Annotated in this window: 23 protein-coding genes and 1 pseudogene; 10 read left to right on the top strand and 14 right to left on the bottom strand. The window is 71.3% G+C overall.

The window, feature by feature from the left end:
• Window positions 1–309: 309 nt before the first annotated feature.
• From Actob_RS21885 to Actob_RS21875, 3 genes are all read left to right on the top strand, one after another.
• Complete coding sequence (locus Actob_RS21885; protein ID WP_284922187.1) at window positions 310–3,408, top strand: GH92 family glycosyl hydrolase; 3,099 nt, start codon at window positions 310–312, stop codon at window positions 3,406–3,408.
• Between the two features lie 263 nt (window positions 3,409–3,671).
• On the top strand, window positions 3,672–4,748 hold the full coding sequence (locus Actob_RS21880; RefSeq protein WP_284922186.1) for a serine hydrolase domain-containing protein: 1,077 nt from the start codon (window positions 3,672–3,674) through the stop codon (window positions 4,746–4,748).
• An 81-nt stretch (window positions 4,749–4,829) separates the two neighbouring features.
• Window positions 4,830–5,615, top strand: a complete 786-nt coding sequence (locus Actob_RS21875; RefSeq protein ID WP_284922185.1) for a MerR family transcriptional regulator — start codon at window positions 4,830–4,832, stop codon at window positions 5,613–5,615.
• 64 nt (window positions 5,616–5,679) lie between these two features.
• Here Actob_RS21875 and Actob_RS21870 read toward each other — a convergent pair whose 3' ends face one another.
• From Actob_RS21870 to Actob_RS21845, 6 genes are all read right to left on the bottom strand, one after another.
• Window positions 5,680–6,684, bottom strand: coding sequence for a LacI family DNA-binding transcriptional regulator (locus Actob_RS21870; RefSeq protein ID WP_284922184.1), 1,005 nt, complete (start codon window positions 6,682–6,684; stop codon window positions 5,680–5,682).
• Between the two features lie 29 nt (window positions 6,685–6,713).
• Complete coding sequence (locus Actob_RS21865; protein WP_284922183.1) at window positions 6,714–7,241, bottom strand: LytR C-terminal domain-containing protein; 528 nt, start codon at window positions 7,239–7,241, stop codon at window positions 6,714–6,716.
• Window positions 7,242–7,298: 57 nt separating this feature from the next.
• Window positions 7,299–8,657 carry a GH1 family beta-glucosidase gene (locus tag Actob_RS21860; protein ID WP_284922363.1) on the bottom strand — a complete coding sequence of 453 codons (1,359 nt, stop codon included), beginning with the start codon at window positions 8,655–8,657 and terminating at the stop codon, window positions 7,299–7,301.
• 23 nt (window positions 8,658–8,680) lie between these two features.
• A complete protein-coding gene (locus tag Actob_RS21855; RefSeq protein ID WP_407653680.1) occupies window positions 8,681–9,580 on the bottom strand; it encodes a carbohydrate ABC transporter permease in 900 nt (299 codons plus the stop codon).
• A 5-nt stretch (window positions 9,581–9,585) separates the two neighbouring features.
• Window positions 9,586–10,500, bottom strand: coding sequence for a carbohydrate ABC transporter permease (locus Actob_RS21850; RefSeq protein ID WP_284922182.1), 915 nt, complete (start codon window positions 10,498–10,500; stop codon window positions 9,586–9,588).
• Between the two features lie 63 nt (window positions 10,501–10,563).
• Entirely contained in the window at window positions 10,564–11,829 is a 1,266-nt protein-coding gene (locus Actob_RS21845; RefSeq protein ID WP_284922181.1) for an ABC transporter substrate-binding protein, read from the bottom strand.
• Window positions 11,830–12,154: 325 nt separating this feature from the next.
• Here Actob_RS21845 and Actob_RS21840 point away from each other — a divergent pair, with 325 nt between their 5' ends.
• From Actob_RS21840 to Actob_RS21825, 4 genes are all read left to right on the top strand, one after another.
• Window positions 12,155–13,117 (top strand): LacI family DNA-binding transcriptional regulator, encoded by a 963-nt coding sequence (locus Actob_RS21840; protein ID WP_284922180.1) that lies wholly within the window; start codon window positions 12,155–12,157, stop codon window positions 13,115–13,117.
• 29 nt (window positions 13,118–13,146) lie between these two features.
• A complete protein-coding gene (locus Actob_RS21835) occupies window positions 13,147–14,523 on the top strand; it encodes a S28 family serine protease (protein ID WP_284922179.1) in 1,377 nt (458 codons plus the stop codon).
• Window positions 14,524–14,636: 113 nt separating this feature from the next.
• Window positions 14,637–15,647, top strand: a complete 1,011-nt coding sequence (locus tag Actob_RS21830) for an SGNH/GDSL hydrolase family protein (protein WP_284922178.1) — start codon at window positions 14,637–14,639, stop codon at window positions 15,645–15,647.
• Window positions 15,644–16,471 carry a GDSL-type esterase/lipase family protein gene (locus Actob_RS21825; protein ID WP_284922177.1) on the top strand — a complete coding sequence of 276 codons (828 nt, stop codon included), beginning with the start codon at window positions 15,644–15,646 and terminating at the stop codon, window positions 16,469–16,471. Before Actob_RS21830 ends, Actob_RS21825 begins: the two co-directional genes overlap by 4 nt.
• Here the strand turns inward: Actob_RS21825 and Actob_RS21820 are convergent.
• The gene (locus Actob_RS21820) at window positions 16,430–16,984 is read right to left on the bottom strand and encodes a VanZ family protein (RefSeq protein ID WP_284922176.1); all 555 of its coding nucleotides are present in this window, start codon (window positions 16,982–16,984) and stop codon (window positions 16,430–16,432) included. The two genes, Actob_RS21825 and Actob_RS21820, sit on opposite strands and share 42 nt — an antisense overlap.
• 192 nt (window positions 16,985–17,176) lie before the next feature.
• On the opposite strand from Actob_RS21820, the gene Actob_RS21815 reads away from it, so the two are divergent.
• The gene (locus tag Actob_RS21815; RefSeq protein ID WP_284922175.1) at window positions 17,177–17,503 is read left to right on the top strand and encodes a hypothetical protein; all 327 of its coding nucleotides are present in this window, start codon (window positions 17,177–17,179) and stop codon (window positions 17,501–17,503) included.
• Between the two features lie 182 nt (window positions 17,504–17,685).
• On the opposite strand, the gene Actob_RS21810 is transcribed toward Actob_RS21815, so the two are convergent.
• From Actob_RS21810 to Actob_RS21800, 3 genes are all read right to left on the bottom strand, one after another.
• Entirely contained in the window at window positions 17,686–18,201 is a 516-nt protein-coding gene (locus tag Actob_RS21810) for a hypothetical protein (protein WP_284922174.1), read from the bottom strand.
• Between the two features lie 166 nt (window positions 18,202–18,367).
• Window positions 18,368–18,943, bottom strand: coding sequence for a suppressor of fused domain protein (locus Actob_RS21805; RefSeq protein ID WP_284922173.1), 576 nt, complete (start codon window positions 18,941–18,943; stop codon window positions 18,368–18,370).
• Window positions 18,944–19,130: 187 nt separating this feature from the next.
• Window positions 19,131–19,727 (bottom strand): TetR/AcrR family transcriptional regulator, encoded by a 597-nt coding sequence (locus Actob_RS21800; protein ID WP_284922172.1) that lies wholly within the window; start codon window positions 19,725–19,727, stop codon window positions 19,131–19,133.
• A gap of 68 nt (window positions 19,728–19,795) precedes the next feature.
• On the opposite strand from Actob_RS21800, the gene Actob_RS21795 reads away from it, so the two are divergent.
• Window positions 19,796–20,161 carry a DoxX family protein gene (locus Actob_RS21795; RefSeq protein WP_284922171.1) on the top strand — a complete coding sequence of 122 codons (366 nt, stop codon included), beginning with the start codon at window positions 19,796–19,798 and terminating at the stop codon, window positions 20,159–20,161.
• A gap of 12 nt (window positions 20,162–20,173) precedes the next feature.
• On the opposite strand, the pseudogene Actob_RS21790 reads toward Actob_RS21795, so the two are convergent.
• Both Actob_RS21790 and Actob_RS21785 read right to left on the bottom strand, forming a co-directional pair.
• Window positions 20,174–20,911 (bottom strand): annotated as a pseudogene (locus Actob_RS21790) (phosphotransferase).
• Window positions 20,912–20,977: 66 nt separating this feature from the next.
• A complete protein-coding gene (locus Actob_RS21785) occupies window positions 20,978–21,403 on the bottom strand; it encodes a hypothetical protein (RefSeq protein WP_284922170.1) in 426 nt (141 codons plus the stop codon).
• A gap of 51 nt (window positions 21,404–21,454) precedes the next feature.
• On the opposite strand from Actob_RS21785, the gene Actob_RS21780 reads away from it, so the two are divergent.
• Window positions 21,455–21,595 (top strand): hypothetical protein, encoded by a 141-nt coding sequence (locus tag Actob_RS21780; protein WP_284922169.1) that lies wholly within the window; start codon window positions 21,455–21,457, stop codon window positions 21,593–21,595.
• Window positions 21,596–21,622: 27 nt separating this feature from the next.
• Here Actob_RS21780 and Actob_RS21775 read toward each other — a convergent pair whose 3' ends face one another.
• Together Actob_RS21775 and Actob_RS21770 are read right to left on the bottom strand one after the other, a co-directional pair.
• The gene (locus Actob_RS21775) at window positions 21,623–22,354 is read right to left on the bottom strand and encodes a sulfite exporter TauE/SafE family protein (RefSeq protein ID WP_284922168.1); all 732 of its coding nucleotides are present in this window, start codon (window positions 22,352–22,354) and stop codon (window positions 21,623–21,625) included.
• A 50-nt stretch (window positions 22,355–22,404) separates the two neighbouring features.
• The gene (locus Actob_RS21770) at window positions 22,405–22,755 is read right to left on the bottom strand and encodes a metalloregulator ArsR/SmtB family transcription factor (RefSeq protein ID WP_407653679.1); all 351 of its coding nucleotides are present in this window, start codon (window positions 22,753–22,755) and stop codon (window positions 22,405–22,407) included.
• Window positions 22,756–22,849: the final 94 nt, after the last annotated feature.

Here is a 22,849-nt window from a genome sequence, read left to right as displayed (position 1 = left end):
GTTCGCTCCGAGCCCGCCCGGCCCGGGCCAGTCGCGCGGCCCCACCGGCGGTCGTCGCGACAGTCCAGGTGACCGACTGTGGCTGAGCCTCGCGCCGAGGCCGCAGTGCCGCCATCGGCGGGCCGCAACCGGCGACGCCGACTGGCGCCTACGGGTGAGCCGCGCCGCCGGGCGCCCTGACCGAGCCCCCACCTGGCCGCCGTGAAGACACCCGGCGGCGAGGTTCCGGAACCAGGCATGCATTGACATTCGTTGATCTGTGCTGACAACGTTGTCATACCCATGTCACGCTCCGAAGGGACGGCAACAATGCTCCGTACCCTCGCCACCGCGGCCCTCCTCACCGCCGCGGGCCTCTCCATCCCGGTGACGGCCCACGCCGCCGACCTCGACCTCACCGGATACGTCAACCCGTTCGTCGGCACCGACGACAGCAACTCCCCCAACCCGGTCGGCGGCGGCGCCGGCGGCAGCACCTTCCCCGGCGCCACCGTGCCGTTCGGGATGGTGCAGTTCAGCCCGGACACCCCGACCGGCTCGCCGTCCGGTTACCGCGATCGGGACCGGACCATCGAGTCGTTCAGCCTCACCCATTTCAACGGCGCCGGCTGCCCGAACAACGAGGACCTGCCGATCCTGCCGATCACCGGCAACCTCGGCTCCTCGCCGGGCAGCGCCTGGACCTCATACGCCAGCGGCTACACCAAGTCCAACGAGTCGGCCGTCCCCGGCTACTACAAGAACCGCCTCGACAAGTACGGGATCGACGCCGAGCTGAGCGCCACGACCCGCACCGGCGCGCTGCGGCTCACCTACCCCGCCACGACCAGTGCCCGCGTGCTGATCAACGCCTCCCGGTCGGCCACCGGCGACCGGGCCGGCAACGTGACGATCAGCGGTAACCGGGTCTGGGGCGAGCACACCGCCGGCGGCTTCTGCGGCGGGCGCACGTTCAAGATGTACTACTCGATCCTGTTCGACCGCACGCCCACCGGCGTCGGCACGTTCAACGGCGGCACCGTCACCGCCGGGTCGACAAGCGTCAGCGGTAACCAGGCCGGCGCCTACGTCACATTCGACACCAGCGCGAACCCGGTGGTCACCGCGACCGTCGGCATCTCGTTCGTCAGCGTCGCGAACGCGCAGAACAACGCCACCGCCGAGGCGGGCGCGTTCCCCGCCGTACGCCAGCATGCCCTTGATGATTGGAACGCGGCACTCAATCGGATCCAGGTGACCGGCGGCGGCACGACGGACCTGCAGAAGTTCTACACAGCGCTCTATCACGTGCTGATGAATCCGAACGTCGCCAGCGACACCAACGGGCAATACATGGGATTCGACGGCGCGGTGCACACCGCCTCGCATCCGGTGTACCAGAACTATTCGGGCTGGGACATCTACCGCTCGTGGGCGGCGCTGACCGCGCTGATCGCGCCGGACGTGATGAGCGACATCGTCGCGTCGATGGTGCTCGACGGCCAGCAGGGCGGCCTGCTGCCGAAATGGTCGCAGCAGAGCATCGAGGACTTCGTGATGCCCGGCGACCCCGGGCCGATCATCGTGGCCAGCGCCTACGCGTTCGGGGTGCGCGGTTTCGACACCGCGGCGGCCCTCGCGCTGATGAAGAAGAGCGCCACCGGCGGCAGCACGCAGGGCTATGTGCTGCGCGGCAATCGCGGTTCCTACGAGAGCGGCCATTACATTCCCGGAAATCCGTCGGAGACCCTCGAGTACGCGTCGAGCGACTTCGCGATCAGCCGGTTCGCCAAGGCGCTCGGCGACACCACCGCCTACGACACCTACGCGACGCACGCGCAGTACTGGCGCAGCCTGTTCAACGGCGAATCGGCGTACATCCACAACCGGGAGGGCAACGGCGCCTATTCGTGGCCCCTCGACCCGGCGACCGAAAAGCCGTACGTGGAGGGCAACGCCGCCCAGTACACCTGGATGGTGCCGCACAACCTGGGCGCGCTGGTCACCCTGATGGGCGGCCCGCACACCGCGGCGCAACGGCTCGACCACCACTTCACCGAGCTCAACGGCGGTCTGTCCCGGCCGTACTTCTACGTCGGCAACGAGCCGGAGCACGGCGTCCCGTGGACCTACCACTACGCCCGCCGGCCGGCCGGCGCCTCGGACGCGGTGCGCCGGGTGATGAGCGAGTCGTTCACCACCGGCGCCGGCGGCCTGCCCGGCAACGACGATCTCGGCGCCACCAGCGCCTGGTACGTCTGGGCCGCCCTCGGCCTCTACCCGGTCACCCCGGGCGCCGACACCCTGGCGGTGCACGGTGGCCTCTTCCCGCAGGCGCTGATCCGGCGCCCGGGCGGCGACATCACCATCACCGGCGGCAGCGCCACCAACCGGTACGTCCAGTCGCTCGCCGTCGACGGCACCGCGACCAGCCACAACTGGATCCGGTATCCGCAGATCGGCGACGGGGCCACCATCGCGTACACGATGGGCTCCTCCCCCGGCGGCTGGGGCACCGCCGCCGGTGACGTCCCGCCCAGCTTCGGCGACGGCGCACAGCAGCCGCCCGCCGAGCCGGACCTCGGTCCCGACCTGGCGCTGAACAAGCCGGCCACCGGCGGCGCGGCCGCCTGCGGCGCGGAAACCCCGGCCAAGGCCGTGGACGACCTGCTCAAGGACAACAGCAAGTGGTGTACGACCGGAACCCCGCGCACCCTGACCGTCGACCTGGGCTCGGAGCGGAACGTGTCCTCGTTCATCGTCAAGCACGCCGGTCTCGGTGGCGAGCGGACCAACTGGAACACCGCCGCCTTCACCATCGCGACCAGCACCGACAACGCGACCTGGTCGAACGCGGTGACTGTCGGCAACGCCCGGGCCAGTCGCACCTACGCGCCGATCCCGGCCCGCACGGCCCGGTACGTCCGGCTGGACGTCACCACCCCGGCCAACGACGGCAACAACGCCGCCCGCATCTACGAACTGGAGGTGTACGGGTCGAGCAGCTTCCCGGCCGACCTGGCGCTGAGCCGCCCGGCCGCCGCCGACTCGGCGTGCGGCGCGGCCGAGGGCGCCGACAAGGCGGTCAACGGCAGCTGGCTGGGCGGCTGGACCGACAAGTGGTGCTCGGGCGGCGCCACCAAGTGGTTGCAGACCGACCTGGGCGGCACCCGGCACATCGGCTCGGTGGTGATCCGGCACGCCGGCGCCGGTGGTGAGTACCCGGCCTGGAACACCCGGGACTTCGACGTGCTGACCTCGGACGACGGTACGACGTGGACCACCCGGGCCACGGTCCGCGGCAACACCGCGGACAGCACCAGCACGACGGTCGACGCGGATGCCCGGTACGTCCGGCTCAGCGTGATCACCCCGGCCAGCGACGGCAACGGGGCCGCCCGGATCTACGAGTTCGACGTCCGCGGCTGATCGGCACAGCACCGTCCCGGAATCCGACCGGCCGCGCGGGATGGCCGGTCGGCCCCGGCCGGATTCCGGGACCGGCCGGCACCTGCCGTGCCCGGCTGTGGTCCACAACACGGTTGAGGTTGACCTAGGGGCAGGGTCGACGCTCGTCGCAGCGGCACGCCGACGACGAGCCGAACCGACCTCGGGGAGCGACCACCATGAACACCACTCCTACCGGCCACGACGCAAGCGTTCCGCGGACCGCCACCTCCGATCGTCCGCGGTTGCGGAAGGCGATCGAGGAGATCGTGGCTTCCGGGTTCCTCGGGGTCGCGCTGCGGGTGCACGACGAACAGGGCGAGTGGGTGGGCACCGCCGGGACGGCCGAGCTGGGCGGGACCGCGAAGCCACCGGCCGACGGGCATCACCGCGTCGGCAGCAACACCAAGACGTTCACCGCGGCCGTCGTGCTGCGGCTGGTGGCCGAGGGCCGGCTCGGGCTGGACGATCCGGTCGCCGGGCACCTGCCCGAGTTCGGGCTGGACGGGCGGATCACCGTGCGCATGCTGTTGCGGCACACCAGCGGGATCTTCAACTTCACCGGCGAGGTCCACGACGACGGGACGATCGCCCCGGGGATCCCGATCCCCTACGGCACCACGGGCCCGGAGTGGCTGGCCAACCGGTTCACGACCTACCAGCCCGAGGACCTGGTCCGGCTGGCGGTGGCCGAGCCGGCACGGTTCGAGCCCGGAGCGGGGTGGAGCTACTCCAACACCAACTACGTCCTCGCCCGGCTGCTGATCGAGAAGGTCACCGGTCACACGTACGCCGAACAGATGCAGCGGCTGATCATCGGGCCGCTCGGGCTGTCGGGCACCGTGGTGCCGGACGCCTCGCCGGAGCTTCCCGAGCCGCACGCGCACGCCTACTACCGTCACGGTGACACGACGGTCGACGTCACCCGGCAGAACCCGTCCTGGCTCTCCACCGGCGGCGACATGATCTCCACCACTCAGGACCTGCACACGTTCATCTCCGCGCTCATGGGCGGCGAACTCCTGCCGGCGCCGCTGCTGGCCGAGATGTGCACCCCGTACCCGACGGGCATCCCGAACATGGGCTACGGCCTGGGTGTGTTCGTGGTGACCACGGACGCGGGCGGCACCGTCATCTGCCACAACGGCGCCACCGTCGGCCACGCGGCGCTGATGTACAGCACACCCGACGGCCGCAGGACCCTGACCGCTACGCTGAGCTGTGTGGACGACGCCGAGCTGTCGATCGGGGCGGCATTCCGGCACGCCCAGCATCGGCTCGTCGACGAGGTCTTCGGCGGCGGACGAGCCGAGCACCCGTGATCCGCACCGCGAACCGCGGCCACGCCGGGCTCGTCGAGCCCGGCGTGGCCGCCGGGCTGGAACACGAGGCAGGCTGACCGGATGACCAACGGAGTCACGATCGGGCAGGCGGCGGCATTCGTCGGCGTCACCGTCAAGACGGTGCGCCACTACCACAAGGTCGGACTGATCGACGAGCCGGAACGCGACAGGTCCGGCTATCGGCGGTACGGATCGGCCGACCTGCTACGACTCGTACGGGTCCGGACGCTGGCCGAGGCCGGGGTGCCACTGGCCGAGATCGGGCCCATGATCGACGGCGACGCCGAGCGGTTCGCCACCACGCTCGCCGGCGTCGAGCGGCAGCTCACCGCACGGATCGACGAGCTGACCGCGCGCCGGGCCACGCTGCATCGCCTCGCCGACGGCGACCGGGCACTGCTACCCGACCGCGCGGTGGCGCTGCTGGAGCGGATGCCCGGACTCGGCTTCACCGCGAACGAGGTGGCCGCCACCAGGGACTCCTGGGTGCTGGCCAGGGCCCTCGTGCCGGACGGCTTCGACGACTACCTCACCCATGTCGAGCAGGCGCTGCACGACACCCGGCTCGTCGCCCTGACCAGACGCGCGGCCCAGGCCGCGACCTGGGAACCCGATGATCCGCGGCTGGTCGAGCTCGCCACCGCCGCGGCCGAGCACTACCTGGCCGACCCGGCGCTGCTGAACACCGTGACCGGCCTGCAAGCCCGTACCGAGGCCGCGACCCGGTACACGCTGATCGCCCGCCACGGCGACGAGCCGACACCTGCCACGGCGCGGCTGACCGCGCTCTTCGAGGGCAAGCTCCGGGCCGCCGGCATCCGGATCCCCCGGCCGGACCGCGGCTGACCGCGGCCGGCTTCGGGTCCGCGAGGTGGTGCCGACAGCGATCAGTCACCGCGGTGACGGCGGGTCACCGCTCGCCGGACCCGCGCGGCACCAGCGTCGCCGGAATGACGACGGTCCGCGGCGGGCCGGTGTGACCACCGATCCGGTCGAACGCCAGCCGGGCCGCCGCGCGCCCCAGCTCCGTCATGTCGTGCGCGACAACGGTCACTCCGACCACGTCGGCCAGCTCGAAGTCGTCGAAGCCGACAAGCGCCGGCGGCCGCCGGCACCCGCGCAGGGCGCGCAGCGCACCGATGGTCAGCCGGTTGTTGGTGGTGAACAGCGCGGTCGGCGGCTCCGGCAGATCGAGCAGCTCGCCGACGACCCGGGTGGCGGTGGCCGCGTCGTGCACGTCGGTGCGCAGGTAGGACTCCCACGCCGGGTTGCCGGCGGCGCGCATCGCCGCGGCGAACCCGCTGATCCGGGCCCGCTGCGAGGCGGTCCGGACCAGGTCGGCGACCAGCGCGATCCGCCGGTGGCCGCCGGCCAGCAGGTGCTCGGCGGCGGCCCGGGCGCCGCCGGTGTTGTCGATCAGCACGCAGTCGGCGGCCATCCCCACCGGTGGCCGGTCGACGAACACGAACGGGACGTTGTGGGCGCTCGCGCTGTTCGCGACGAGGCCGCCACCGCTGGGGATCACCAGCAGGGCCCGGACCCGTCGCTCCACCAGCGCCGTGAGCAGGCTGCTCTCCAGCTCGCCGTCCTCGTCGTTGTTGACGGTGATCAGCAGGAGCCCGTGCTGGCGCAGCTCCCGCTCCGCCCCGCTGGCGACCGCCGAATAGAACGGGTTCGCCAGGTCACCGCTGATCAGCCCGACCAGCGCCGAGGTCCCCCCGGTCCGCAGCTCACGGGCCAGCCCGTTGAGCCGGTAGCCCAGTTCGTCGGCGGCCTGCCGGACCCGCCGCTCGGTCGCGCCGGACACGTAGGGTTCCCCGTTGAGCGCCCGCGACGCGGTCTTGAGACTCACCCCGGCCCGAGCCGCGACCTGGTTCAGCGTCGGCGGCCGGACCGGCGACTCATCGGCCGGCATCTCTGCAGTATGCCTCAGCGGCGGGCTCGTCAGGCGACGCTGCCCGGGCACGTGCCCGGCGGCGCGCTGGGCGCCCCGATCTGCGCCATCGACTGGTTGACCTCGGTGACCGTGGCCAGCGATTGATAGCGGTCACCGAGCACCACGTCGATGACATCGGTGGTGCGCTTGGCGTTGTACTCGGGTTTCGCCTCGCCGAGGAAGTAGGCCCTGATCCACTGGGCCGCGCCGACCGATTTCGGCCCGAACTGGATCACCGCGACCTCGGCGGACTTGGTCCTGCTGGTCCTGGTGGGCTGCATCTTGAAGCCGCGATCCTTGAACTCGGCGCTGACCTGCTCGGCCAGGCCGGCCCGCCGGGTGCCGTTGAGCACCCGGAGGCTGACCTGCGCCGCGTCGCGCGGCAACGTCACATTCACCAGCGTGGTGCCCGCGGGGCAACCGCTCGCCGCCGCGCCGCCCTGGCTGTCGCGGACCACGGCGACCGCCACGACCACGGCCGCGGCGATGGCCAGGACACCGAAGACGAGATATGCCCGCAGGCGCGTGAAGCCCATACATCTATGACGTTCCACGGCACCCGATCTGTTGCACCGCCACGGCACTTATTTTGATCAAAACCGGTTTCCGGTACGCCCGGACAACCGCTCCCGCAGCCAGTGGTAACTGGCCCGCGGCGTCCGCGTCCCGGTCGGATAGTCCACGTGCACCAGCCCGAACCGCGGCCCGTACCCGCGCGCCCACTCGAAGTTGTCCAGCAGTGACCAGTAGAAATAGCCGCGCAGGTCGACCGGGGCGTCGGCGGCGGCCCGGGCGGCGGCCGCCAGGTGCCCGGCGACGAACGCGATGCGCTCCGGATCGGCATCCGGGTCGTCGCGCAGCTGGGCGATCCCGTTCTCGGTCACGTAGACCGGCGGCAGGTCCGGGTACCGCTGGGCGAGCCCGGTCAGCGTCTCGTACAGGCCGTGCGGCTCGATCGGCCAGCCCAGGTCGGTGACCGGCACGCCCTCGCGGGTCACCGAGCGCACGCCGATGTCGAACGCGCTGCGCCGCGCCGGGTCGTCCCGCTCGCGCGGGGCGTCGGCGGCGTGGATCCGGTAGTAGTAGTTGACGCCGAGGAAGTCCAGCGGCGCCCCGATCAGCTCCAGGTCACCGTCGCGCCGGAAGGACAGGTCGCTCACCCCGGCGTACAGCTCCGCGAAGCCGTCCGGATAGGTCCGGCCGAGCACCGGGTCGGTGAACTGCCGGTTGAGCATCAGGTCCATCCGGTGCGCCGCCGCCCGGTCGGCCGCGCTGCCGGTGGCCGGCACCGCCGGGGACAGGTTGAGCGTGATGCCGATCCGGGCGCCGGCCCGCGCGGCCCGCAGCGCCCGCACCGCGCCGCCGTGCCCGACGAGCAGGTGATGGGCGGCCGCGAGCGCGCCGTGCCCCTCGGTGGCGCCCGGCGCGTGCCGGCCCTCGGCGTACCCGACCATCGACGAGACGTACGGCTCGTTGAGCGTGATCCAGTCCTGTACCCGGTCACCGAGCCGCCCGGCGACCACAGCCGCGTAGTCGGCGAAGTGGTCGGCGGTGTCGCGCACCCGCCAGCCGCCGGCGTCCTCCAGGGCCTGTGGCAGATCCCAGTGGTAGAGCGTGACGAACGGCCGGATGCCCCGCTCGCACAGCGCGTCGACCAGCCGGTCGTAGTAGTCCAGGCCGGCCCGGTTGACCGTGCCGTGCCCGGCCGGCAGCACCCGCGGCCAGGCCACCGAGAACCGGTACGCGTCGACGCCGAGCTTCTCCAGCAGGTCCACGTCGTCGCGCCAGCGGTGGTAGCTGTCGCAGGCCACCTCGCCGGAGGTCCCGTCGGCGACGGCGCCCGGGCGCCGGGTGAAGGTGTCCCAGATCGAGGCGCCGCGGCCGTCCTCGGCCACCGCCCCCTCGATCTGGTAGGCCGCCGTGGCGGCTCCCCAGACGAAGCCGTCCGGCATGTCGGGGATGTCGAATGAGCTGGTCAACCTTTGATCGCTCCTTGCATGATGCCGCCGACGATCTGCCGGCCGAGGACGATGAAGATCACCAGGATCGGGAGCGTGGCCAGCAGCGTGCCGGTCAGGGTCAGCGTGTAGTCGGTGGTGTAGCCGCTGGCCAGCGACGACAGGGCGACCTGCACGGTGGCGTTGTTCTGCAGCACCACCAGCGGCCAGAAGAAGTCGTTCCAGGCCTGCATGAAGGTGAACAGGCCGAGCACCGCGGCCGCCGGCCGGGCGGCCGGCAGCACCACGTGCCAGTACAGGCCGAACGTGGTGCAACCGTCCATCCGGCCGGCCTCCAGCAGCTCGTCGGGGACGGCCCGGCCGAGGTACTGGGTCATGAAGAAGACGCCGAACGCGGTGACCAGGCCGGGCACGATCACGGCGGCGAGCTGGTCGGTCCAGCCGAGCTTGGTCATCAGCATGTAGAGCGGGATGATGCCGAGTTGCTGCGGCACCATCGAGGTGCCGATAGCCAGGACCAGCAGCAGCTTGCGGCCACGGAACTTGAGCTTGGCGAAGGCGAACCCGGCCAGCGTGGAGAAGAACACCACCGAGATGGTGATCGACCCGCTGACGATGAACGAGTTGAGCAGCGCCTTGCCGAAGTTGGTGCTGTCGAAGACCCGGGCGATGTTGTCGAACAGGTGGCCACCCGGGATCAGCACCGGCGGCGTCTTCGCGACCGCCTCGCTGGTCTGCGACGACACCACGAACGACCAGTAGAGCGGGAACAGCGAGCCGGCCACGATGGCCAGCAGGGCGGCATAGGTCCAGACCGAGCCGCGGCGCGGGAAGCCGAAGCCACGGCGGTTCGCCCGGCGTCTCGGCGCGGCGGGCGGCTCGGTACGGGTCGCCGGCGGGTTGGCGAGAACGGTCACGGCGGCTACTCCTCGTCGTTGGCGATGCGCCGGGTCAGCAGGAAGTTGGCGATCGCGAAGACGGCGATGATCAGGCACAGGGTCCAGGCGATCGCCGAGGCGTAACCGAACCGGAACTCCCGGAAGCCCTGCTCGTACATGAACAGCGCGATGGTCTGGAACTGGCGGTCGGAGCCGCCGGTGGGCGTCGAGGTCCCGGCGAACAGCAGCGGCTCGGCGATGATCTGCAGGCCGCCGATGGTGGAGATGACGGTGGTGAAGATGATGGTGGGGCGCAGGTTCGGCACGGTGATCCGCCAGAACTGCTGGGTCGACGACGCGCCGTCGAGCTCGGCGGCCTCGTACAGGTCGTGCGGGATGGCCTGCATCGAGGCCAGGTAGATCAGCGCGTTGTAGCCGGTCCAGCGCCAGATCACGATGGTCGCGATGGCCAGGTGCGAGCTCCAGGTGTCGGCCTGCCAGTCGATCGGCCCGACGCCGACCAGGCCGAGCAGCCAGTTGATCATGCCGAAGTCGCGGCCGAAGAGCTGGGTGAAGACGATGGTCACGGCCACGATCGAGGTGATGTTGGGCAGCAGCACGCCCATCCGCAGGCTGGTGCGGGCGCGCAGCTTGTGGTTGAGCAGGTGGGCGATCCAGAGGGCGGCGAGCAGCTGCGGCACCGTGGAGAGCACCCAGATGCTCAGCGTGTTGCCGAGCGAGTTCCAGAAGTACGCGTCCTGCAGCATCTCGCGGTAGTTCGCCAGGCCCACCCACTGGTGTTCGCCGCCGTCGAGCAGGTTCCAGTCGTTGAACGACACGTACCCGGTGTAGATCAGCGGGTACAGCCCGAAGATGCCGAAGAGCAGGAAGAACGGCACCACGTAGAGGTAGGGCGAGCCCTTCGCGTCGAGCCGGTTCAAGGTGGCTTTGAGCGCCATTGTCGATCCTTCGTCGCCGGAGCCGGCCGGCGGCCGGGTGGCCGCCGGCCGGACGGGGTGGGCTTACTTGGCGAGACGCTCGACGTCGCTGACGGTCTGCGTCCAGGACTGGTCGGAGCTCTGCTTGCCCTGCTCGACGCGGAGCAGGCCGTCACGGATCGCGGTCTGGATGTCGCCGGCCCGCGGGCCCTGGTACTGCGGCTTCAACTCCTTGGCGGCGGTGGTGAAGATCTTGCCGACCGGCGCGTTGTTGAAGAACGGGTCCTTGAGCGCCCCGACCTCCGGCTTGTCGTAGAGCGCCGGGATGGACGGCAGCAGGCCCTGCGTGGTGAAGACCTTGGCCTGCTGGTCGGGAGCGGTCAGCCAGGCGGCGAGCTTCTTGGCCTCGTCGACGTGCTTGCCCTGCTTCGGCACGGTCAGGTACGAGCCGCCCCAGTTGCCGCCGCCACCGGGCACGGCAGCCACGTCCCACTTCCCGGCGTACGCCTTGGACTGGTCCTTGATCTTGGCCATCATCCACGCGGGGCAGGCGATGGTGGCGAACTGGCCCTTGGCGAAGCCGTTGTTCCACTCCGGCGAGCTCTCCACCAGCTTGGCCGAGAGGTTCGCCTGGATCGCCTTGACGACCAGGTCCCAGGCCTTGCGGACCTCCGGGTTGGTGGACACCACGACGGTGTTGTCCGGGTTGTAGAAGCCGACCGGCGCCTGGCCGATGACCGCGTTGTAGAGCGCGCCGCCGCCGTCGAAGAACGCGGTGCCCTTCGGCGCCTTCTTGGTGAACTGCTGGCCGAGCTCGATGTACTTGTCCCAGCCGGACGCCCACGCCGCGGAGACCTGGTCCCGGTCGGCGGGCAGGCCGGCCTGCTGGAACAGGTCACGGCGGTAGCAGATGGCCAGGCCGCCGACGTCGGTGCCGTACCCGATCTGCTGGCCGTCCTTGGTCAGCGACGCCTGCCACTTCCACGGCAGGTACTCCGACTCGCGCTCGGTGCCCAGGTCGGTGAACTGCTTGCCGACCTCGCGCATCTGGGCGATGAAGCCGGTGTCGACCGCCTCGATGTCCGCGGCGCCCGCGTTGGTGGCCAGGTGGGTGGCCAGGTCGCGGTGGTGGGCGTTGTAGTCCGCCGTCCGCTCCTGGATCTTGATGTTCGGGTGGTCCTTCTCGTACTGCTTGTAGAGCTCCTGGTAGCCGAAGTTGCCGAACAGGCTGACCGACAAGGTGATCTTGTCGCTGCCGCTGTCGCCACCGCTGCCGGAGCCGCAGGCGGTCAGCGCCAGCGCGGTGGCCGCAGCCGCCGCGACGACGCGCGCCGATCGAGACAAACGCATGTACATCTCCCCAAGTCATTCGATGTAACCGGTTTCATGAAACCGGTTACACGAGGCAGAGCAAGAAAGTCGCAAGGGTGAACCGAGGTGCCGACAGCCGGTCTGGGTACGCGGCCGGAAGATCTCACGGGACGGGGTGCGTCCTCGAGGCAAGAGTTTGCCTACATCAATGGGTCCGATGTCAAGTCACGAGACGGTAACGAGATCGACCGGTGTTGACCGCCACGACATCGCCCTGTTACGGTGATGAAACCGGTTACATAGGGGCGTCACCGTGTCGAGCATCAGGGAAGTAGCACGCCGGTGCGGCGTTTCCGTCGCCACCGTGTCCCGGGTCTTCAACACCCCGGAGGTGGTCAGCCAGCAGACCCGCCAGCTCGTGCTCGGCATCGCCGCCGAGATCGGCTACCTGCCGAACGAGTCGGCCCGGACCCTGGCCACCAAGAAGTCCAACATGGTCGGCCTGGTCTGGGACACCGACCACCGCCGCCCCGGCTGGCGGCACCCGTTCCTGCAGGACATCCTGGTCGCACTGAAGAGCGCGCTGAGCGCGCACGGGCTGCACCTGCTGATGCTCGCTCCGGACCAGAGCCCGGGGCTCGACCGCGAGCAGCGGTTCCTGCGCGCGGTGCAGCGGCACAACGTCGACGGCGTGGTGATCATCGACAACGGCAGCCGGGACCCGGCCGTGCTGGCCCTCGCCGACGCCGCGGTGCCGTGCGTCGCCCTCGACCTGCGCTACACCGGGCCGACCTGCACGTACATCACGTCGGACAACACCGGTGGCGGCCGGCTGGCCGCGCAGCACCTGATCGAACGCGGACACCGGCGGATCGCCACCATCACCGGGCCGCTGCCGGCCTACCCCGCCGTGCAACGGCTGGACGGGTTCCGCGCGGCGCTCGCCGAGGCCGGCGTGCCGCTCGCCGAGGATGCCGTCGTGTCCGGCGACTGGTACCTGGACAGCGGCCACGCCGCGATGAAACAGCTGCTCGCCCGCTATCCGCGGCCGACCGCGGTGTTCGCCGCCGGTGACGAGATGGCGGTCGGCGCGCTGCGCGCCGTGCACGAGGCGGGCCTGCGCGTGCCGGCCGACATCGCCATCGTCGGCTTCGACGACATCGAGGTGGCGGCGCTGATCCCTCCCGGACTCACCACCGTCGCGCAGGACAAGACCGGGATCGGCACCGCGGCCGCCGAGTCGCTGCTGGCGATGCTGTCCGGCACCGCCGCACCACCGGAGCCCACCACGCTGCCCACCAGGCTGATCACCCGCGGGTCGACCTGAGATAGCGGTTCGTCGATATGGTGGCGGGCGTGAGATCACGCATCGTTGCCATCCTCGCCTCGCTACTGGTGGTCCTATCCCCGGCCACCGTCGCTCGCGCCGCGGACGACCCGCTGCTGGACCAGCTGGCGGCCATCCCCGGCCTCTCCGTCGTCTCCGAGACCCAGGGCACCGGTTACCGGTTCTTCGTCCTGACCTACCGCCAGCCGGCCGACCATCACCACCCCTCCCGGGGCGGCTACGAGCAGCGGCTGACCCTGCTGCACCGGTCGGCGAGCTCCCCCACCGTGCTGTACACCAACGGGTACGGGCTGGCCGCCAGCCCCCGGCCGACCCAGACCGAGCCGACCGCCCTGCTCGGGGCCAACCAGGTCTCGCTCGAACACCGCTTCTTCACCCCGTCACGGCCCGTCCCGGCCGACTGGTCGGACCTGACCATCTGGCAGGAGGCCAGCGACGAGCACCGGCTCGTCACCGCGCTCAAGAGCGTCTACTCCGGACGCTGGATCCAGACCGGCGGCAGCAAGGGCGGCATGACCTCGGTCTACCACCGCAGGTTCTACCCGGACGACGTCGACGGCGTGGTCGCCTACGTGGCGCCGGACGACGTGATCAACCCGGCCGACACGGCGTACGACAGGTTCTTCGACCGGGTCGGCACCGCGTCCTGCCGGGCCGCCCTGGACGGTGTCCAGCGGGAGGCGCTGCGGCGCCGCGACCGGCTCGTCGCCCACCTGGAGGCGGACGCGGCAGCGCAGGGCTGGACGTTCGGCGGCTCGATCGGCACCGCCGACCGCTCGTTCGAGATGACGGTGCTCGACTCGGTGTGGGCGTTCTGGCAGTACAGCACGGCCGCGGACTGCGCGACGGTGCCGGCCACCACGGCGACCGACGACGAGCTGTACACCTGGATCGACACGGTGGCCGGCTGGAGCTTCTACACCGACCAGGGCCTGGAGCCGTACTGGCCGTACTACTACCAGGCGGCGGGTCAGCTGGGCTGGCCCAGCCTGCGCTTCGAGCACCTGCGCGGGCTGCGGCACCACCCCGGCATCTACACCGCGAACTCGTCGCTCCCGCCGGAGCTGCGGCGTCAGCACGACCCGCTGCCGATGATCGACGTCGACCTGTGGGTGCGGACCGCCGCCGAGCGGATGCTGTTCGTCTACGGCGAGAACGACCCGTGGAGTGCCGAGCGCTTCACCCCGAGCAGGCGTGACTCCGCCCGGTACGTGGCGCCGGGCGCCAACCACGGCGCGAAGATCGCCGGCTTGACCCCGGCGGACGCCGCCGCGGCCACCGCCATGCTGCGCCGCTGGGCCGGCGTTCCGGCCACCCTGGCCGGCGTGCGGGCCCTGGACCTGCCACTCGACGACATGATCGGCGACCGCCGCCGCCTGCCCTGATCCGTCGCGCCCGCCGGCTGCGGCCGGCGGGCGCCCCCTCTTGGGTATCGATTGACATCGATAATTCTCGGCGCGACGATGGGAGCGCTCCCGCCAAGAGGAGACGAGGTGTCATGCGACGACTGGTAACCATCGCCACAGCGGTGCTGCTGGGCGTGCTCGCCCCGGTCGCCCCGGCCCGGGGCGCCGCCGGCGACGGCACGCCGACCGATCCCGACATCAGCTTCGTCGGGCGCTGGAACACCACGAACCCGGCCGCGTACGTGCCCTACTGGGCCGGCGCCTACCTGCGGACCGGCTTCACCGGCCGGACCGTGAAGCTCAGGCAGCGCAACACCGTCGACCTGTGGGCCAGCATCGACGGCAAGGCGTTCACCGCGTTCCGGGGCGCCGGCACGATCAACCTGACGCCGGCCCCGCTCGCCGCCGGCACCCACACGCTGGTCGTCAGCTACCGGCAGGTGGCCGGCTCCTACACCGGCGACGCCGTCTTCCAGGGCCTGATCCTCGACGCCGGCGCCACCACGGTCAAGGCACCCGCCCGCCCGCGGCTCGTCGAGTTCGTCGGTGACTCGATCACGGCGGGGGCCACCAGCAGTCAGCTGGCCGTGACCGACTACGCGTTCCAGACCGGCGAGCGGCTCGGCGCCGACCACACCCAGATCGCCATCGGCGGCATGTGCCTGTCCGAGACGACCGACGGATGCTGGGCACACCAGACCCGTTACTGGCTCGCCAGCGGCGGCCAGGCCGGCACCGACCCGTGGGACTTCGGCAGGTACACCCCGGCCGCCGTGGTGATCAACCTGGGCACCAACGACAAGAGTCACGGCGTCAGCGCCGCCACCTTCCAGGCGACCTATCTCAGCTTCCTGACCAGGATCAGAGCAAAATTCCCACCGACCAAGATCTTTGCTTTGCGTACGTTCATCGGCCGCTACGCGACGGAGACGCGCGCCGCGGTGCAAGCTCGCAACGCCGCCGGTGACGCGAACGTGTTCTACGTCGACACGACCGGCTGGCTGCCGGCGGACGGCCTCAGCGACTCGGTGCACCCCAACGACAAAGGCCACCGGGCGATCACCGACCGGCTGGCCCCGATCCTCGCCGGAGCCCTCTCATGAAGACCTTCCTCGCGGCGCTGGCCGCCGCCACGCTGACCACCGCGGCCGCCGTCTCCGGTATCAGCACCACGCCGGCGGCCGCCGCGCCGTGCGGCACGACCCGGCCGGCCGCCGCCGCTCCGGCCATCAAGGTGTGGATGGCCGGCGACTCGACGATGATGAACGCCAGCACCTGCCCGATCGGCTGGGGCAGCCAGTTCCCGTCGTACCTCACCACCGACGCCACGGTGCGCAACAGCGCGGTCGGCGGGCGCAGCATCCAGACGTGGCTCTACGAGGGCAACGTGACCGGCACCAAGAACGCCGCCGGGGAGTGCGCGCTCAGCTCGACCGCGTACAGCTCACGGTGGACGGCGATGCTGACCGGGTTCGCCGCCGGCGACTACCTGATCGTCCAGTTCGGCATCAACGACGGCGACCCGGCGTGCCCGCGGCACGTGGGCCCGGCGCGCTTCAAGGAGCTGCTCGGCGTGATGGCGTCGGCCGCCAAGGCCCGCGGCGTACGCCCGATCCTGGTCACCCCGGTGGCCGCCATCACCTGCAGCGGCAGCACGGCGGTCGGCAACCGCGGCTTCGTCACCGAGACCAAGGACGCGGCAGCGGCCAACGGCGTACCGGTGATCGACCTGCACGCCCGCAGCGTCGCGCTGTACAACCGGCTCCGGCTCTGCCCGAACAACGGCGACTACACCACCGGCGCGGTCGGCGCGTTCTTCTGCAACGACCACACCCACTTCGAGGCGGCCGGCGCGAAACAGATCGCCGGGCTGATCGCCACCGCGCTACGGGAGCAGGGCATCCCGCTCGCCGGGTACCTCAGGTAGCACCGGCTCGGCACACCACCAGCGACGCGACGCCAGCGCGGCCAGTCCCGCGCCGGCCGCGTTGAGCAGCACGTCGTCCACCGAGGAGACCCGGTCCAGGCGCAGCACGTACTGCGCGACCTCGACCAGTGCGGAGCCGGCCGCGCCGAGCGCCAGAATCCGCGGCACGGAGGCCAGCGCCGCGAACCGGATCGGCGCGAAGAACCCGAGCGCCGCGAACACCAGCAGGTTGCCGACGATCTGGACGGTCGCCGTCACCGGACCGGCCGCGACGACGATCGCCAGGTCGCGCAACGGCACCAGGTTCACCCCGGCCCGCCTGCCCGGCAGCATGATCATCCAGAGCCAGGGCACCGTCCCGTAGACGATGCCGACCTCGGCCAGCGCGGTCCGCACCGCGCCCCGCCGGCGGGCCAGGACCCACACCACCAGCCCGGCCAGCGGCAACCCCGCCGTCGCGAGGACGACGGCGCCGACGATCGTACCGAAGAGAAAATGCCACCCCGCGAGCATGCCGCGGAATCTACTCGACCTCGGCACGCCCCCGGCCGGTTCGGTTCGGGTGTTCTGCTTGGTCCGGCGCCGCACCAACGTGCTCTGGGCCGCGACGGCACCCGCTACCAGCCCCCGCCTGCCGCCGCTGCTGCACCGTGACCCCCGAGTAATACCTGGGTCTGCGACTGTCCTGGCGATACGGTCAACTCCATGGACGCCTATGACACCTATGGCACCAGCGCATACCCGGTTGCCGAGCTGGCGCGCCTACTCACCGAGCAGTTGGGCGTGAGTTTCATCGAGCGCGACAGCTGCTACCGAGGCGTCTACCTGGTCGCGGACGCCGGCACTCAGCGCGTCGAAATTCAACCCAACGCGATTCCCGGCGATGACGACGAAGACGACTTCTACGACGGCGACCACCCCGGCATTCAGACGCTAGTGCTCGTCAGTGGTCCGCATCGCGACAACCCGCTCACCGCCCACCTCGACTCGATCGACGCCCTCACGGCTCTGCGCCGGCACCCTGCTCGCTGACGAGCCGACCGACGCCGGCCAGAGACGGATCTTCGCGTAGCTGACAATGCCATCCGGACTCGTCGGCCCCCTGGTCGTTGAGGTCGCAGGAGAATGGCTCGGTGAAGGCGCCGAGAGCGATCGCTGCACACGCGTCGGCCGAACCGGTGGTCAACGTGTGTTTCCGTTTCGGACCTACCCGCTCAGCGGGTCGCCCACTCCGGATCGGGAAGGGCTTCGTCCAGCACTTCGATCACGTAGCCCACGAAGACCGGGCGGGTGAGAGCCGCGTCGCCGGCCCGCTGGGAGCGGACGACGAGGCCCAGCTCAGCGAGTGCGGGATCGGCGTCGCCCGAGTAGTACAGGGTGCGCTCGTCCCGCTCGGCCTCGGTCCACGTCCACCGCTCGACGACCGACGGGTCCCGGCCGGTCAGCGCGACACCGTCCAGCAGCACCTGCGGACCGGTGAACGCGTCGACCGCGACGCAGGACAGGTGTCCGTCCGCGAGCCCGCCAACGTAGTACGTGGTGACGCCGACGCTGTCGAACCGGGCGCCGCCGAGATGGCGGTCACCCGGCGTCGGCACCGATGAAGCCCCGCCTAGCGCGGCGGTGACCTCGGCGTGGGTGGCTCCGAAGCGGAGCGGCCCCACACTGACCAGCGGCGCCGCTACCCAGGTGTCGCGTTCGTCGTCCGGCTTGGCACCCGGAAACTCCACGGCTTCTCCCCTTCCGGAACCCGCCGACACGGGCACGGCAATGGATCTCCGCCTGTATCGGCGCGAAGATCACCGCTATTACTCGGCCCCGAGCGGTACCCGGGTACCGGCTGCGAGCGCTGCGCTGGGCGGGAGCTCCGGGCGTACCCCAAGCGGGTTTTGATCTTCAGACGGCGGATGGCCGGAGCGGGTCGCGGGGGTGGATGGCGGCGGTCTCCAGGCGTTGTTCGAGGGCTTCCAGGTCGTGGGCGTGCCGGTAGATCTTCTCGGCTTCGGTGATCGGCAGCAGCCACAGCACCTGCGCGTGACCGGCGGGGAGGGTGCAGAGCTCCAGGTCGGGACCCCACGGGTAGGGCAGGCTGACCAGCAGGTGATCGCACTGGGAACCGGGGAGCCACGGACGGCCGATCGGGACGGTGTGACCGAGGCCGAGCGTGTAGTCGCCGCCGCCGGCGTGGTAGTGCGCGACCATGCTGAGTGTTTCGACATGGACGTCGTCGGCCGCCGGGGCGTGCAGCAGGAACTCCAAGCCGTGCCCCTCCCGCTGAGTGACGTCCCACAGGCCCACTGTCGCGTAGAGCCGGCCGCCCTCCGGCGGTGTCAGGCACAGGATGCGCAGGCTGGGAACGGTGTCGCTGATCGGCCCGGGCCAGGGCGGCAGGAGCGTGGCGTCACCCGCCGGGAAGAGCTTGTCGAAGTGCTCCAGCAGCGCCCGCGCCGCCGGCGTCCGGTCATGATCCACGTGGGGCAGTGTGGCACAGCCCGACTCGCGGCCACTTGTTTCCTTGAAGCGATCGACGTGTCCTCCGGTCACCAGAACCGTTGCCGGGCATACGCCGAGCCGGTCCGCGCCGGGCAGGCCTCGGCATCGGCGCCGACCCGGCTGCTCGCGAAATCGCTCCGGGCCGCATCAGCCCCGGCGCCCGCCCTCACTCCGGCGGCCGGATGTCCAGGACCCGCGCGATGACCTCGGTGACCAGGGTCGGCGGGATGGGCCGGTGTGCCACGAACCGCCGGTAGAAGAACGGCGCCGCGAGCAGGTCGACAGTGAGATCCGGGTCCAGGCCGGCGGGCAGTTGACCGCGGTCCCGGGCCCGGGTCAGCACCACCAGCAGCGGCTCCCGCCGGCGGCGGGTCAGCTCGGCGTGCAGCGAGCCGAGGGCCGGGTCACGCTCGGCCGCGTCGATGAAGGCGGCCAGCAGGCGCGGGAACCGCGGGTGTCCGAGCAGCGCCACGAACGCGGTGAGGACCTGCGCCACGTCGGCCTCGACGCGGCCGGTGTCCGGGATCGGCAGGGGCTGGAAGGTCGCGTCCATGGCGTCGACCAGCAGCGCGCCCGAGCTGGACCAGTGGCGGTAGAGCGTCGCCTTGCTGGCCCCGGCACGCCGGGCCACCGCCTCCATGGTGAAACCGGCCAGGCCGCGCTCGTCGAGCACGTCGAGGGCGGCGCGCAGCACCCGGCGGCGGGCGCCGATCCCGCGCGAAATGGGTGTTCCCGCGTCTGCCGGGTTCCGGGACTCGGTCACCGCCACCACCTCCATCGAGACGGTAGCGTACCGATAAAGGAACGGATCCGTTTCGCTAGGAGGATCCGATGAGACTCGGACCCCAGGCCTATTGGCTGCCCACCGTGCTGGTGGTGGGCGAGTGCGCGATCGGCGGCGCGCTGGACCTGATGCGGGCGCCGCCGTTCTACCCGGTGATGCTGGCGCTCGGCTATCCCGGCTACCTGGCCACGATCATGGGAACGGCGAAGGTGATCGCGGCGGTCATCCTGGTGGCGCCGCGGCTGCCGAGGGTGAAGGAGTGGGCGTACGCCGGGGTCCTGATCAACATGGTGGGTGCCGCCGCCTCGCACGCCGCGATGCGCCAGGCGTGGGTGACGCTGCTCGCGCCCACCCTCTTCGCGGTGCTGGCGCTGCTGTCCTGGGCGTGGCGCCCGGCCGCCCGCCGGCTCTGACGCGGCGCGCGCTCACCGCAGGCCTCTCGCCGCCGCTCCCCAGCCGGCCGGGTCGCCGCCGGGCGGGACCATGGCCATGGCCTGCCAGAGCAGGACGGTGTCCCACCAGCCCGCCTCGGCCGGGGCCAGCGGGCGTACCGCCTGGTAGCCGGCCAGGAACCCGGACCGGACAGCGGCCGGCACCGGCGCCCAGTCGTGGTAACGGGTGCCGAGCAGGGTCGCCGCGCGGGCCAGCTCGACGATCCGGTGGTCGTGCCCGGCCTCCTCGAAGTCCAGGACCGCGGTGATCTCGCCGGCCACGCAGAGCAGGTTGGCGGAGCGGAAGTCGAAGTGGAGCAGCTGCCGCGGCAGCTCGCCGGCGGGTGCGCTGGTGACCAGCTCGCGCAGCTCGGCACGGAGCGCGGCGGGCAGGTGGCCGGCGCCGGTGTCGAGCCAGCCGAGGATCCGCCGCGGCAACGGCTCGGACGTGCCGGCGAGGTCGCCGGCCTCCGGGTACCCGGCCAGCGCACCACCGACCACTTGGCGATCAGCCGGCCGGCGGGCGTGCCGAGCCAGGCCAGCGCGTTGCCGGCGCTCATCACGATCCGCTCGCAGGTGTCGACGCGGACCTCCCAGTGCTCGTCCAGGAGGTGGGCGAGCCAGCGGCCGGCCGCCCGGCCGTCGACGAAGCCGAACCGGTGGTCGAGCACCTGATGGGGGTCGTGCGGGTTCCCAGAGCATCTCCAGCGCGGGCGCTGACGCTTCGATCATGCGGGGCATCCCATCACGGCGGCGCCGGTCCGCGCTCCCCCGCGGGCCACCCGGCATCGTGGCCGGTCACCTTCCCGTGATCGTCTCCCAGGCGGCCATCGCGCACTCGATGACCGATTCGATATCGGTACGGCTGGCGCCGTCCCGTGCCTGCACCGAGAGCCCCTGCACCACCGTGGCGTAGTACCGGGCGGCCGCGTCGAGCCCGGCCGGCGACGCGGTGAGCTCCCCGTCGGCGACGCCCCGGGCCAGCCGGTCCCTGATCGCCGCGAACTGGCCACGCCGGCGCTCGGCCAGGAACTCCCGGACGGCGTGGTTCTCCACGGCCCCGGTGGGCGCGGCCAGGACGAGCATGCAGTAGTGCGGCGTGTCGGGGCCGGTGACCTGGTCGGCGGTGGCCCGCAGCATGGCGTGGACGGCGGCGCGGGCGGTCGGTTCCTCGCGCAGCGCGCGCCGCGGCGGCTTGCCCGCCGTCGCGCCATACCGCTCCATGACCTTGCGGAACAGGTCTTCCTTGCTTCGCCGGAACTCTTCGGTGAACTGATGGGCGAGATGTCCGGGCTGATCGCGGCCGGCGTGCTCGGCCCCGGCCGGCCGGCCGTCCACGACCTGGCCGAGGGGCCGAAGGTGCTCGCCGACCTCGAGGCCCGGGCCACCGTGGGCAAACTGGCGCTGCGGCCCTGACCACCGCACCGGGAGCCGGCCGGGCGGTCACCAGCCGATGAGGAAGAGCGCGCCGGCGACGACCAGGCCGGCCTCGACGAGGAACACGAAGGTGCGCTCGCTGATCCGGCCGACGATCCGCTTGCCCACCCACGCCCCGGCCAGGGTGGCCGGGGTCAGCGCCAGGCCGTAGCGCAGCACCTGCTCGGTGAGCAGGTCACCCGCGCCGTACCCGAAGATCTTGGACAGATGCATGGTGAGCGCGCCGGCCGCCTCGGTGCCGATGTAGGCGGCCCGGGTCAGGCCGTAGGCCAGGAAGAACGGGGCGGTCAACGGACCGGTCGAGCCGAGCAGGGCCGAGCCCAGGCCGGAGGCCGCGCCCACCGCGACGAAACTCCGGTCGGCCGGTCGGCGCGGCTGCGGATGCCGCCGCCGCCAGATCACCACACCGATCAGGAAGGCGCCCAGCAGCCGCTGGAGCGCGCCGAGCGGGGCACGCGCCAGCAGCAGGCCGCCGGCGACGGCGAGTGGGACGGCGCCGAGCGCGAACCAGCCGATCAGCCGCCCGTGCAGGTCATGGCGGTTGAGCCAGACCCGGAAGCCGTTGCTGGACAGTTGGGTCAGGGTGAGCATCGGTACCGCGACCCGCAGGCCGAACAGGGCGCCGAACACCGGCAGCAGCAACACCCCGCCGCCGAACCCGGCGACCGCGGACAGCACCGCCAGCCCGAACGCGGCAGCCGACGCCGCCGTCAGGGTCAGCACCTGATCAGCGCTCACGCGGATCCCGGATCACCGGTCTTGGCCTGGGGTCGTCGGGGTGACGGTCGTCAGGCGTCCGGCGACAGCAGCGTGGACAGCTGCCGCATGAGCTCCGGCCGGGGCCGGTAGTAGACCCAGCTGGCCCGGCGCTCGGCGTCGACCAGACCGGCCTCGCGCAGCACCTTGAGGTGGTGCGAGATGGTCGAGTCGGAGACCTCGAAGGCGGGTGTGAGGTCGCAGACGCAGACCTCGCCGCCGGGCGCCGACGCGATCATCGACATGAGCTGCAGGCGGACCGGGTCGGCGAGCGCCTTGAACGCGCCGGAGAGGGTGACCGCGACGGCGGCCTCGACCCGCTGGACGGCCATCGGCGGGCAGCAGGGCGTTGCGAGGGTCACCGGAACGGCTGGCTTTGACACAAGGCGAGTTTGACAAATATCGAATCCGGATGCAAGCTCGGTTTCGACAGACGTCGAATCCGATGGCTGTCGAATCGAGTCCAGCGTTCGAGGG

The organism is Actinoplanes oblitus (genome assembly GCF_030252345.1).
GTDB classification, from domain to species: domain Bacteria; phylum Actinomycetota; class Actinomycetes; order Mycobacteriales; family Micromonosporaceae; genus Actinoplanes; species Actinoplanes oblitus.
Note: the sequence above shows the minus strand (reverse complement) of the source record. Positions and strands in the feature narration are given on the sequence as shown.

Bases quoted from the DNA above. Each gene is read 5' to 3' on its own strand.
- Actob_RS21885 (WP_284922187.1), top strand. From the start codon at position 310: ATGCTCCGTACCCTCGCCACCGCGGCCCTCCTCACCGCCGCGGGCCTC.
- Actob_RS21875 (WP_284922185.1), top strand. From the start codon at position 4,830: ATGACCAACGGAGTCACGATCGGGCAGGCGGCGGCATTCGTCGGCGTC.
- Actob_RS21870 (WP_284922184.1), bottom strand. From the start codon at position 6,684: ATGCCGGCCGATGAGTCGCCGGTCCGGCCGCCGACGCTGAACCAGGTC.
- Actob_RS21865 (WP_284922183.1), bottom strand. From the start codon at position 7,241: ATGGGCTTCACGCGCCTGCGGGCATATCTCGTCTTCGGTGTCCTGGCC.
- Actob_RS21860 (WP_284922363.1), bottom strand. From the start codon at position 8,657: ATGCCGGACGGCTTCGTCTGGGGAGCCGCCACGGCGGCCTACCAGATC.
- Actob_RS21850 (WP_284922182.1), bottom strand. From the start codon at position 10,500: ATGGCGCTCAAAGCCACCTTGAACCGGCTCGACGCGAAGGGCTCGCCC.
- Actob_RS21845 (WP_284922181.1), bottom strand. From the start codon at position 11,829: ATGCGTTTGTCTCGATCGGCGCGCGTCGTCGCGGCGGCTGCGGCCACC.
- Actob_RS21830 (WP_284922178.1), top strand. From the start codon at position 14,637: ATGCGACGACTGGTAACCATCGCCACAGCGGTGCTGCTGGGCGTGCTC.
- Actob_RS21825 (WP_284922177.1), top strand. From the start codon at position 15,644: ATGAAGACCTTCCTCGCGGCGCTGGCCGCCGCCACGCTGACCACCGCG.
- Actob_RS21820 (WP_284922176.1), bottom strand. From the start codon at position 16,984: ATGCTCGCGGGGTGGCATTTTCTCTTCGGTACGATCGTCGGCGCCGTC.
- Actob_RS21815 (WP_284922175.1), top strand. From the start codon at position 17,177: ATGGACGCCTATGACACCTATGGCACCAGCGCATACCCGGTTGCCGAG.
- Actob_RS21795 (WP_284922171.1), top strand. From the start codon at position 19,796: ATGAGACTCGGACCCCAGGCCTATTGGCTGCCCACCGTGCTGGTGGTG.
- Actob_RS21785 (WP_284922170.1), bottom strand. From the start codon at position 21,403: ATGGAGCGGTATGGCGCGACGGCGGGCAAGCCGCCGCGGCGCGCGCTG.
- Actob_RS21780 (WP_284922169.1), top strand. From the start codon at position 21,455: ATGGGCGAGATGTCCGGGCTGATCGCGGCCGGCGTGCTCGGCCCCGGC.